This is a genomic window from Clostridium sp. Marseille-Q7071 (assembly GCF_965112025.1).
The window spans coordinates 1,765,940-1,778,308 of sequence record NZ_CBCOPR010000001.1; the positions used below are offsets into that span (position 1 = coordinate 1,765,940).

Sequence of the window (12,369 nt, forward strand, 5' to 3'; positions counted from 1 at the left end):
CAATAAAGTGGTAAATATGATAGACTTTTCTTATGAGTTAAGACAAAATTGTAAAAAATGGTGAACTTAAGATTATTTATAATAAGCTGTTGAAAGTAGAGGGAAAAAAATATGTTTGTTGATTATCATAATAGTATCGTGAATCTTGCTTGCTCTATCTTAGAATATTTTGGTGCTGAGAGTGAACATAGTACACTAAAAGAAGTGGATGAGCTTTTGAAATATCAATATAAAAATGTAGTTATCTTGCTATTGGATGGATTAGGGGTTGATACATTACAATATCATTTATCGGAAAATGGTTTTTTCCGAAAGAATTTGATTAAGGAATATTCATCTGTGTTTCCTCCAACTACTACATCAGCAACGACCTCTATTGAAAGTGGTTTAACCCCTTTGGAACATGGGTGGTTAGGATGGAGTTTGTATTTTAGTGAAATAAATAAAATTGTAAACGCATTTATTAATACGGAAAAAGACACAGAAATTCATGTGGCGGATTATCATGTTGCCAGTCAAATTTTACCGTATAAAAGTATTTACGAAAAAATAAGAGATGCTGGGATGGCTAACGCATATAGTGTGTCGAAATTCGGAAGTAATAAAATAAAAACATTTGATGAATTGACGCATGAAGTAGAACGGTTGTGTGCTACCTCCGAGAAAAAATACATATATGGATATTGGGAAAATCCTGATAGCTTAATGCATGAGTTTGGTTGCTATAACAGTCTGGTTACTGAGAATATAAAAGAACTCGAAGAAAAAGTAACAGATATGTGCAAAAGATTATCCGATACATTGGTTATTGTTACTGCAGACCATGGACATTGTAATTTGAAGCACTATATTTTGAGTGATTATCCTAAGTTAATTACTATGTTAAAACGTCCAACTTCTATCGAAACAAGAGCTACAGCTTTCTATATAAAAGATGAATATTTGAATGATTTTCCCATTGAATTCAATTATAATTTTGGCGACGACTTTTTATTGTATTCAAAAGAAGAGGTTACCGAAAAGAATATATTTGGTGTTGGAAAAATGCATCCTAAGTTTGAAGAATTCATAGGAGATTATTTAGCAGTAGCAATTAGTGACAAAGGTATTGTATATTCTCAAAAATCAAATCAATTTATTTCCAATCATGCTGGGATGACTGAACAGGAAATGAAGATACCACTTATAGCAATATGTAAAAAATGAGCATTTTCAAAAGTTAGTTCGCAATATTCTTTTTTAGCGTCACAACAATAAAAACCGAATAATTATTCTAAACACCGCATTATTCAGAATTGAATTTTGCGGTGTTTTTACGTCACAATACAAATATTTTATGACTTTATATTAACTTTAATAAGTGATTTACAATACTATATTTAGATGGTTCTTTATTAGAATATATTGGAGATAAATAGTAATTGAAGTATTTACCTAAAATGGATTTTACTTTTCACCTGGCGATATGATGCTGGAACTACCCTTATTAGTTAGCTCTAGGCTACTTTTTAATTCCTGTTGGTGTGATTCAGAGAAATGTTGGCGAGGCCTCTTATTACAGGCGTAGGAAGAGAAATAGGTAAAGTCATAGCAACATAATATACTACTAGTGGTGCAAAAGTATGCTGTTTACCAAGGAGTCAGAATGAAATCGATGATACAGCAGGTTTTACAAATAAGAACAATAGGAATGCAATAGCATTAACCTATGACGCTAGTAATTATAATGAATTAGTAAAGAAAGTATTTCAAAAAAATTATAAAACTTATGGTGGAGCCTATTATACATCTAAAGTAGTAATTCCATATATCAAGAAACAAGGTGGTAGTAAGATAATTACAATTGGCTTAGGATTAGGACATTAAGGAAGAATTAATTTTAACAAAGAATTTAGCTGAAACCTCATCAGATGAGCACATAAAGACTTATGGAAAAACAATAGAATTCTATTCTCTCGTTGAGGTAGAAGGCGCATCTGTGAAGCACAAATTAACTTTATTGACAGATAAAACAAACTACCATTTGATATTATTACTGAGGTTAGACTTTTGCCTACTATCATATTTTAGTTTAGCCTGACATGCTACACAAATTTATTTGTAGACTCAAAATCTATATCCCACTTTTTAGATAGTTGTTCTTTACCCTTAGCTGTTAACTTAATAGCTCTACTATCTCCTGTACGCTCTATCCATTGATTATTAAAAAATATATTCATTAGAGCTTTTCCTACACTACCAGCTACGTGATGTTTTCTCTCACTCCAATCTAAACACATTCGGCAGTAGCATCTTTTTTCTTTCTTTAATAACTCAATATTTACTCCATTGGACTCAAAAAAATTTTCCCCTTCTGTGCTTAAGCTCCAACCAGCTTCTGATTTTATAATATAATTCTTTTCAAGTAACCAATCAGTAATTTGTACTCCTATTTTTCCAGCTAAATGATCATAGCAAACCCTACCAAAATATAGCATCTGATTTTCAATACTTTGATTTAATGACCTTGAAGGTTTTAAAGGAGAAATTTGAAGCCAACTCTCGAGCATCTGAGCCAATTCTTTATTACTTATTTGATAATAATGAAATCGTCCATATTTTTCCATAACTATCCATTTCAATTCAGTAAGCTTTGCTAAATGATAAGAAGCAGTATGAGATTTAATTCCAGCAGCTCTAGCTAACTCATTAACAGTGTGAAATTCACCATCCATCATTACCATAAGAATGGTAGCGCGTGATTTATCAGCTAAAATTTCTGCTAATTGTGATATTTGTGGAGTTCCAGTCATATATATCCTCCTAATAATTTCATATATCGATGAGCATTGATGTATCTATAGTATATAATAACTTATACAAATTGTACAAGGGGTGAGTCTATGAATCATAAAATTATAAATCCTATAAATAATAAAAATACTTATGAAATGGGGACAAATATGGATATTACAAAGCAATTATACTTAGCAAAACAATTTCAAGAAATTCACCATCGTAATAAAATGTTTATCCTTCCTAATGCGTGGGATGTTGGTAGTGCAGTTATATATGAAAAATTTAATTTTCCAGCAGTTGGAACAACAAGTGCTGGACTTGCTTATAGTTTAGGTTATTCTGATGGAGAAAAAATTGATTTTGAACATATTATTCAAATGGTAAAGCAAATAACTCAAAGGATATCTATTCCTGTGAGTGTAGACATTGAATTAGGTTATGCTGACACAATTGATGGAATAGTGGAAAATGTAACTAAAATTATTGAAGCTGGTGCAGTTGGAATCAACATTGAAGATGGCTATTCCAAACCAACTCCTTACCTAGAAAATCTAGATATTCAAATAAAAAAAATCCAGGCTATATCTAAGCTTAAAGAAAAATTGGGAATTCCTTTTGTTATTAATGCCAGAACTTGCGTGTTTTTTATTAAAGCAGGAAAAGAGGAGGAAAGGTTATCTATTGCTATTGAAAGAGCCAATGCTTTTTATAAATCAGGTGCTGATTGTGTTTTTATACCTGGTGCAATTGAAGAATGTAATATTTCAAAATTAATAGAAAATATTCCTGCGCCTATTAATATTCTTGCCACACCTATGACAAATAATTTAGAAAATTTAGAACGATTAGGGGTTAGACGATTAAGCCTTGGTTCTGCTCCGGTTAGAGCCGCTTATTCTAATCTAATAGAAACAGTAAAGCAGATACAGGATGAAAACAAAATTTCAAAATTACTAGATCACGATTTTTCTTACGAAATAGCTAATAAACTATTTACGCGTTAACTATATAAATATAACTCAAGTGTATAAATCATTAGTAAAATGCTAAAATAGCATATAATAATGTCCCAATTAAATTATATAGAATATTAATACGAGTTTAAAATATTGTGTATTAACTGTTTAAATTAATAAAATTAATTAACTTCTGATTGGAGGATTTTACATAATCAAAATAGTAAAAACACCCAAAACACCTTATTATGCTGTTATTTTTACATCAATAAGAATTTTAGGTCATAATGGATATGGGAAAGTAGGAGATGAGATAGTAAACATTGTTTCTAAAGAAAAAGGTTTTTTAGGGGCAGAAAGTATTAGCGACGAAGATAGATTTGGAATGACAATATCATACTGGGACTCTTTAGAAAGCATTAGTTCATGGAAAAATAATAGTCATCATATGAGCGCAAAAGAAATGGGGAAAAAGATGTGGTATTCAAAATATATGATACGAATTTGTAAGGTAGAGAGCGACAATTATTTTGAAAATAATTTTTAATTCACATTCTTCTTATTATTCATTAACTAGAGTAAAAGCGCACTTAAAATGGTTGTTTGTTATGCTAGATGTTCCGACTAAAATTCTGCTACATTAGTTATACTAAGTTAAAAAAGAATTGTAGGAAGCTATGTGGGCTACGAATAGAATTTTTACGGGGATCTTTGTAGGTATAATTTTTATAGCGATAGCTTTTGTGCTTTATAAAAAAATTAAGGGTAAGTAATAGGGAATCTTCTTATAATACGTAACAATTATATAATTAAATAATTTATTTATAATACCGTATTATTCAACATTAGTATGCGGTATTTTTTATTTCGTAATTTAAGTAAAAGACGAATTAGTTAATGAATTTTAAGATACAAAAATTAATTTCTTTGAAAGCTAAATAATACAGTGTTGAAATAATTTATTTTAATAGAGAAGCCATATTATAATTTGAATGTAAATTAAGTTATAATATTAGAATATTATAACTTAGGTATAAGGATATTAAGTAGCAAATATAATAGTAGAAGGTATGTACGTGTACTATCTAATTGTACTCATAACAATCAATTGCTACTCGCTTTACTATTGTTATTATTTGTGATATTATGATAAAAATATTTTATTTTTGGAGGAATGAATAATGGAAACAGACCCTGAACCCGCGAATTTAACTTCACAATTAATTTTAATAGTCATTTTAACATTGATAAATGCATTTTTCGCGTCAGCTGAGATGGCTATAGTATCTTTAAATAAGAACAAGATGAAAATTCTTGCAGAAGAGGGAAATAAGAAAGCAAAACTACTATTAAAACTTATGGAGGAGCCAACGAAATTCTTATCTACTATTCAAGTAGGAATAACTCTTGCTGGATTTTTTTCTAGTGCTTCTGCCGCTACTGGATTATCAGGTGATTTAGCGCAATATCTAAATAGATTTAATATTCCTTATAGTGGACAAATAGCCTTAATAATAGTAACTATTATACTTTCTTATATAACATTAGTATTTGGTGAATTATTTCCTAAGAGAGTAGCACTACAAAAATCAGAGACAATAGCAATGATTTCCGTAATGCCTATACTATATATATCTAAAATAACTGTACCATTTGTAAAACTACTTTCAGCATCAACTAATATTTTGATTAGATTATTTGGTCTTGAAATAGATGGTTTAGATGAAAAGGTGTCAAAAGAAGAGATTAAGTCTTTGGTAGAAGTTGGACAAGAACATGGAGTTATAAATGAAACTGAAAAAGAAATGATAAATAGTATATTTGATTTTGATGATAAATTAGCAGATGAAGTAATGACACCAAGAACTGAAGTATACTTAATTAATATAGATACTCCTTTAAGTGAAATCTTAGATGAATTAGTAGAAGGAAGATATTCAAGAATTCCTGTGTATGAGGGACAGATTGATAATATTATTGGTATTCTTTATATGAAAGATTTCTTCATTGAAGCAAGAAAGTATGGTTTTGAAAATGTAGATATTAGAAGTATATTACAACGACCATATTTTGTACCAGAAACAAAAAATATTGATGAGTTATTTAAAGAATTACAAGCCTCTAGAAAGCATATGGCGATATTAATTGATGAATATGGAGGGTTCTCAGGAATAGTATCCATAGAGGATCTTATTGAAGAAGTTATGGGTAACATAGAGGATGAATATGATGAAGATGAACCAGCTATAAAGAAAATTGATAACAATACTTTTATAATAGATGGTATGCTTTCACTAGATGATTTTAGCGATTATTTTCATATAGATATTGAAAGTGACAATTACGATACAGTAAATGGATTTATTGTTGACCTTCTTGGACGTATTCCAGAGACTACTGAGGAAGAAAATATTGAATATGAAAATTTAATATTTAAGTTAGAACAAATAAAAGAAAAAAGAATTGAGAAAATAAAAGTTTATATTCAAGTAAAAGCTTAGTTTTGTATTAATCATATAAAACTATAATCTTATATAATTAATTATTTAATATAAAAATAAATAGTAATAACCAATACCGTATTATTCAAACGTGAATTTTACGGTATTTTTTCGTTGTAATACAAATATCTTATCATTTATATCAACTTATAACCATGTATGTTTAAAATAGGATATATATTTCATGTAGTAACATGTAAGGGTAAACAGTGTTCGTCAGTTCTTTTTAATACGTCTTATAGTTTAATATTTATTCAATAATATATGGTGAACACTATTCACCGCTACAGTTAATCAATTCTAAATTTCTCAGTTACCACTGAAAAATATCCGAAATTGTGAACTGTGAGTTTTGAGTTTAGTAGTTTTAGTGACAATACCAATAAGCATTAATTATTTTCAGAGATAGATTAAATTTATAAGTGGTATATCTATACATTACATGCTCATTTTCATTGGCGGCTGTTAAGCAAATTATGAATCGTTGATAAGTGAAGTAATACGATGTTTAAAAATAGAAAAATTTATATTCTTATACAAAGGATATAAGTAATAATGAGTAACTTAATATAATATCCTAGTAATAATGAAACGAAGTTTTAGTAATTCCGCAAGTCTAAACTTCCTGTCCGTGGAGGGATGATAGATATAAATAGCGACAAGGAGTAGTTTTTACGGAATTGTAAGATTATACACTATTAAGTTATTTAGAAGGTGAATGAGTATGGCAACGAGACCACAAATTTTACGTGAAGGAGATACAATCGGAATAGTTACTTTAGGGAGTCCATTATCTGCAAATGCCATTAATACTGGCATACAGACTCTTAATAATATGGGCTTTAATGTAGTTTTGGGAAAATATGTATATTCTTCTAATGGATATCTTGCAGCCACAGAAGAAGAGAGGGCCTCTGATTTGATGGATATGTTTAAAAACCCTGATGTGAAGGCTATCATACCCTCAAGGGGTGGAGTAGGTGTTGCAGGTATTATACCATATCTTGATTACTCTGTCATTGCACAGAATTCTAAAATCATCACAGGGTACAGTGATATAACAATTTTATTAAATGTTTTGTATGAATGGGCTGACTTAATTACTTTTCATAGTCTTCTTTTAATAGACTTTAAACCGACTACTCCTGAATACAACTTCAATCAGTTTTTCACTGCTACGTCTACACTTACCTCACCAAGGGAACTTGAAAATCCTCCTGGAATGCCTCTAATAAGCAGAATCCCTGGAAATGTAACAGGGGCTATAGTAGGAGGTAACCTTACATCCTTTGTAGATAATCTTGGCACCCCATTTGAAGTTGATACCAAAGGAAAGATAATATTAATCGAAGAAGTTCATGAGCCTATTAATACAGTTTACAGGTATATAAACCATCTAATATTAGCAGGTAAATTTAAGGATTGTGCAGGGATTATTATGGGTGAATGTACGAATTGTCCGATTGCATATGGTAAGTCATATGAAGATTTAATTAATGAAGTTATAGTGCCATTGAATAAACCTCTTATGACAAATTTAGCATCAGGACATGGCAGATACAAGATGGCTATACCTATAGGTGCTCAAGCTAACCTTAACACTTATAACAATACATTGACAATACTTGAACCAACAGTGCGTATATAAAGAGATAGAACGTTTTTTCGATTATTATGGAATAAGGTAACTATTTTATTCCATAAGATTATTTATGTTTATTTACGGAATAAACCATTTACTCCTGCATATCAAATTCTGATGGACACCACTATATACACATCAATGCCGACAATTCTGATTTAGCGCCACAACTGAAAAAACGAAGGATTTATAAAACGCCGTATTATTCATAACTGAATTTTACGGTTTCTTTATGCCGCATTTCATACTGACTTTAATAAATAGCTTATAATAATATGATAGATAATGTTATTTATAAAATAAGGAGAGTAATTATTTTTATTGAAATAGGAAGAAGGAGAACAATACTTTATAGGGAATATATTACAATTAAATATTGAACTAAATTTATAAAAATAAGCTTTAAATGGAATTTAGCACAATACAAATAAAACTTGCATTATAATAGAATTTTTATGAAAGGATGAGTTTTATGGACATAATACTAAAAACAAGAAGGACTGATCATGTAGTAACCTTTTGGGAAAAAACTCAAGATGAAGAAATAAAAAAATTATTTCCCTTTAGTATTAAATCTTTAGATGAAGCATTAAGATTATTTGAGGAGTCTCTAAAAGAAGATGCTTTGAGCTACGGCAAAGTAATCTATTTTGAAGGAAAATATGTTGGAGATATTTGGTGTTATAGTATAGATGAAAGTAATGAAAAAATGTCTATGCTAAGTGTTGTCATCTTTGAAAAGGAGTTGTGGGGTAAGGGGATAGCAACAGAGGTTACAAAAGCTTTTGTTAAAGAAGTATTCAATAAGTTTGATATAGAAAAAATTGGAGCCTTTACATATTCCAATAATTATGGATCAATAGGACTATTAGAGAAAGTTGGATTTGTAAGAATTGAAACATTTGTTGAAGATGGGATTGAATCAATGTATTTTGAAATACAGGATAAAAGAGAGAAGAGGTACTAAGAGAATATGGTGCTAGCTATAGTATTATATATGAGAAAAGTAGAATATTTTAAATAAAGCTAAGAAATTTGTTATTAATAAAGTATAATAATGAGATATTGTATTCAAATAATTTATTGATTTGATTATTTATCAATTAAAAAATCTGAAAATAGATAATTTTGCATGAATTGTTGCGAATAGGGAGGAAAAATGAAAGATAATAATTTAATTCTAAAGCAAGCTTTTAAACTTTTCCAATTAAATATACTGGAAGTTAATATTAATAAAATTGGCAATTCAGCTAATCTTATTTACGAGTTACAAAATGAAAACAATGCATATATTTTAAGAATTTCAAAACAAAATTCCTGTAATTTATCACGTTATGAGGCTGAAATGGATTATATAAATTATCTATTTCATATGAAAGTAAATGTATCAAAAACTATACCATCTATAAATAATAAATTTGTAGAAATTATATATGATAATGACCAATGCTATTTTGTTTCAGTGTTTGAAAAAGCTAATGGACACTTTCCAAGAGTGGATAATGTTAATGAATGGAATGAATCTTTATTTCATCAATGGGGAAAGACAATGGGCAAGATTCATTGTTTAACGAAGGATTATATACCGAAAGAAGGAATAGTTGCAAGGGAACAGTGGAATGAAGACATCAATTTTAGAGAAGGATATAGAATTACTAAAGAGGATTTTGCTATTTATAACATATGGACAGAAATAATAAATGAAATGAATACTTTGCCTAAAGATAAGGACTCTTATGGGTTGATACACAATGATTTCCATCAATATAATTTTTTTATTCATGATGGTAGTATAATAGTCTTTGATTTTGATGATTGTTTATATCATTGGTATGTTTGTGATATTGCAATTGCTCTTTATCATTCTTTACAAACAGTTCCTATAAGGAACGCACAAGAGCGTATAGAGTTTGGAGTTAAGTTTATTGAAAGTTTCTTAAAAGGATATTTAGAAGAAAATAAAATTGAAGAAGAATGGATAGAAAGAATACCATTATTTTTAGAATATAGAAGGATTTGCTCATATAACTTTATTTTTAAATTATGGACAAATTATGAGATTAATGATTCACAGAAAGAGTATTTAAAAGATATGAAATATAATATTGAGAATCGACTACCTTATATTGATATAGATTTTAAAAGGTTGAAAAAAATTAAATGACTTAGGCTACTATAGTTTGCTTCATAATTTAATTAAAATGCGACGTAGCATTAGAAATTTAAAGTACGAATAATAGTCTTTGAAAATTGAGTATATAGTATTAGAATATTTATCGCTTAGTTTATCAAGTACATTCATCTATATTTTGTATTATATGTTACAATTTTATATAAATGGTTCTTCATTGTAAAGAACAATAAGCAAAGATTAGTTACATTAGGTTGGGAGGTTTAGATGATTAAATATTTGGACATTTGCAAAGAAACTACTCGTTTACAAATACGACCATTAAATATGGACGATTACCAAACATGGCTTGAAGGATTTAATGGGCAAGAGCCATCTAAAACAAAGTTTGATGAGGGATGGTTTTAACAGAAGAATGGTTTAAAAACAAACTTAAAGAGCGCGAAGAGCTTGGTAAAAAAGATTACAGCTATATGTTGAATATTTTTTCGAAAACTAATGGTGCATCAGTTGGATATTGTGATATAACCACTCATATGAGAGAAGATTTTCAATATGCACGAATTGGATATACGATTTTCAATCAGTTTTGGCAACAAGGATATGCAAAAGAGGCTATCGGTGCCATTGTCCAAATTGGATTTGAAGATCTAAATTTTCATCGTTTGGAAGCTCACATTAATATAGATAATGAGATATCAAAAAAGGTTGTTCTCTCTGCAGGATTTAAATTTGAATGTATTAGAGAAAAATTTATTATGGAAGATGGTATTTGGATAGACAATGAAGTCTATTATATACTCAACAACAAATGGATGGCATGAGCATAACACACAACAAAATTATTTCATTATCTTAATATGTATTTTACATAAGACTAAATATAACATGTAAAAGTACCGTACTATTAAAAAAGAATATACGGTATTTTTGCGCCACAATTTAAATAAATATGGAACAATATATAGTTTTAGAAAAAATATGTGTGATAGCAAAGAAAGGGTATTGTTTGAAATTTTATGTTGGAGTAAGTTTATTTATACAGATTGTCAAAGTAATTCCATTATTGATAGAACACAAGGGTAAGAGTGAGAACATGTAGGGTTTGTATTTAAGTTGAGGTATATGACTAATCCGGCCACCTTGGAAGCCGGATGTGATGATACGACAGTCATGCTTGCTTTATTCAAGCGGATAGTCATAGCGAATGAAACCTTTGTGATGCGCAATCTTGTCATAGAGAACACGAGCGCCGGTATTGTCTTGGTGAGTTTGCCAATAGAGCTTAGAAGCGTTATGTTCGTACGCAGCTTGAGCTACTTGTTCAATGAGTGCGCGAGCTACACCCCGTCCACGGGCAACTTCATCGACAAAGAGATCTTGTAGATAACAGACTTTCTCCATCCAGATAGTGCGATGAAACAGGTAGTGAGTGATACCAATCAAGTTTCCTTGAAGATACGCGCCAAAACCGAAGATTTCATCGGAGTTTAGCAAGTGGTTCCAAACCTCGTCGTATTCGGAGTCGGGAAGCTCAGTCTCGTAAAAGGTTTTGTAACTTCGAGCTAAAATATTCCAGCGGTTACGGTCCTCTGCTCTTAGAGGTGCTATGTCAATTATAATTTGTTGATTCGATATTTTTGTCATCTAATAATCATCCTCCCAATTATAGTAATTGTATTTAACTAGTTAATTGTAGTATGCAATATATAATTTTCACGGCTTAAGAGATATTTGTATGAAACATCGCGCATGTTTAATTCTACCATATGTCTTACACAAATAATAGAATTGAAATCTTCCCTAAAAACTATTATACACGTTTCAAATATTAGGGGTAACAAGGGGAAGAAAGAATGGCGAAAAGTGTTCTTTTGAAGTATGATAAAGAACTTTGGATTGCATACTTTTGCCCAAGTTGAAAAATATTTGTAGCGCAGAAAATTGCAGGAAATGCGGTCAAAAGTTAGATTGGAATAATAAAGATGAGTATAAAGGAAAGTTAAGTGGAGTTAATTTACATTACAAATATTTTGTGATTTTATATTAATTTTAACAATTAGTTTATATTATATGAGTGAAAAAATTTAGATATACAAAGGAAAACTGGCTAGCACTGTTCACCACTACGATATTATAGATAATAAAGTATAATATTATTAAGATAATTGACAAGTATTTTATACAATGGTATTATCGTTATAAATTTAATAAATAGAAGCGAAGAAAAGAAGCAGTAGTTACATAATACTGGCTAAAGAGAGTAGGAGATGGTGGAATACCTACGCTAAGAGTGTAATGAATAACATCTTGGAGTTTCCAATAGAAATCTATATTTATATTAGAGTGTATATTTGGACG

Annotated in this window: 11 protein-coding genes and 1 other annotated feature (1 of these 12 running past the window's edge); of the genes, 9 read left to right on the forward strand and 2 right to left on the reverse strand. The window is 29.6% G+C overall.

Annotated features, from left to right (window positions below; genetic code table 11):
- Nucleotides 1–111 precede the first annotated feature (111 nt).
- Nucleotides 112–1,206 (forward strand): alkaline phosphatase family protein, encoded by a 1,095-nt coding sequence (locus tag ACWPW7_RS08210; RefSeq protein ID WP_454053129.1) that lies wholly within the window; start codon nt 112–114, stop codon nt 1,204–1,206.
- Between the two features lie 878 nt (nt 1,207–2,084).
- Here ACWPW7_RS08210 and ACWPW7_RS08215 read toward each other — a convergent pair.
- Nucleotides 2,085–2,792 (reverse strand): ArsR/SmtB family transcription factor, encoded by a 708-nt coding sequence (locus tag ACWPW7_RS08215; RefSeq protein ID WP_454053130.1) that lies wholly within the window; start codon nt 2,790–2,792, stop codon nt 2,085–2,087.
- Between the two features lie 90 nt (nt 2,793–2,882).
- Between ACWPW7_RS08215 and ACWPW7_RS08220 the strand changes: the two genes are divergently transcribed.
- The 8 genes from ACWPW7_RS08220 (at nt 2,883) to ACWPW7_RS08255 (ending at nt 10,832) form a co-directional block, all read left to right on the forward strand.
- Nucleotides 2,883–3,782 carry an isocitrate lyase/PEP mutase family protein gene (locus ACWPW7_RS08220; protein ID WP_454053131.1) on the forward strand — a complete coding sequence of 300 codons (900 nt, stop codon included), beginning with the start codon at nt 2,883–2,885 and terminating at the stop codon, nt 3,780–3,782.
- Nucleotides 3,783–4,119: 337 nt separating this feature from the next.
- Nucleotides 4,120–4,281, forward strand: a complete 162-nt coding sequence (locus tag ACWPW7_RS08225; RefSeq protein WP_454053132.1) for a hypothetical protein — start codon at nt 4,120–4,122, stop codon at nt 4,279–4,281.
- Nucleotides 4,282–4,915: 634 nt separating this feature from the next.
- On the forward strand, nt 4,916–6,235 hold the full coding sequence (locus ACWPW7_RS08230; RefSeq protein ID WP_454053133.1) for a hemolysin family protein: 1,320 nt from the start codon (nt 4,916–4,918) through the stop codon (nt 6,233–6,235).
- A 724-nt stretch (nt 6,236–6,959) separates the two neighbouring features.
- Nucleotides 6,960–7,883, forward strand: coding sequence for a S66 peptidase family protein (locus ACWPW7_RS08235; RefSeq protein ID WP_454053134.1), 924 nt, complete (start codon nt 6,960–6,962; stop codon nt 7,881–7,883).
- A gap of 466 nt (nt 7,884–8,349) precedes the next feature.
- Complete coding sequence (locus tag ACWPW7_RS08240) at nt 8,350–8,844, forward strand: GNAT family N-acetyltransferase (RefSeq protein WP_454053135.1); 495 nt, start codon at nt 8,350–8,352, stop codon at nt 8,842–8,844.
- A gap of 192 nt (nt 8,845–9,036) precedes the next feature.
- Entirely contained in the window at nt 9,037–10,041 is a 1,005-nt protein-coding gene (locus ACWPW7_RS08245) for a phosphotransferase enzyme family protein (RefSeq protein ID WP_454053136.1), read from the forward strand.
- Between the two features lie 246 nt (nt 10,042–10,287).
- On the forward strand, nt 10,288–10,416 hold the full coding sequence (locus ACWPW7_RS08250; protein ID WP_454053137.1) for a hypothetical protein: 129 nt from the start codon (nt 10,288–10,290) through the stop codon (nt 10,414–10,416).
- Nucleotides 10,407–10,832, forward strand: coding sequence for a GNAT family N-acetyltransferase (locus ACWPW7_RS08255; RefSeq protein WP_454053138.1), 426 nt, complete (start codon nt 10,407–10,409; stop codon nt 10,830–10,832). The genes ACWPW7_RS08250 and ACWPW7_RS08255 overlap by 10 nt, the downstream gene beginning before the upstream one ends.
- A 358-nt stretch (nt 10,833–11,190) precedes the next feature.
- Here ACWPW7_RS08255 and ACWPW7_RS08260 read toward each other — a convergent pair whose 3' ends face one another.
- Complete coding sequence (locus ACWPW7_RS08260) at nt 11,191–11,655, reverse strand: GNAT family N-acetyltransferase (protein ID WP_454053139.1); 465 nt, start codon at nt 11,653–11,655, stop codon at nt 11,191–11,193.
- Nucleotides 11,656–12,222: 567 nt separating this feature from the next.
- Nucleotides 12,223–12,369: a binding site (T-box leader), on the forward strand; it runs 120 nt beyond the window's last position.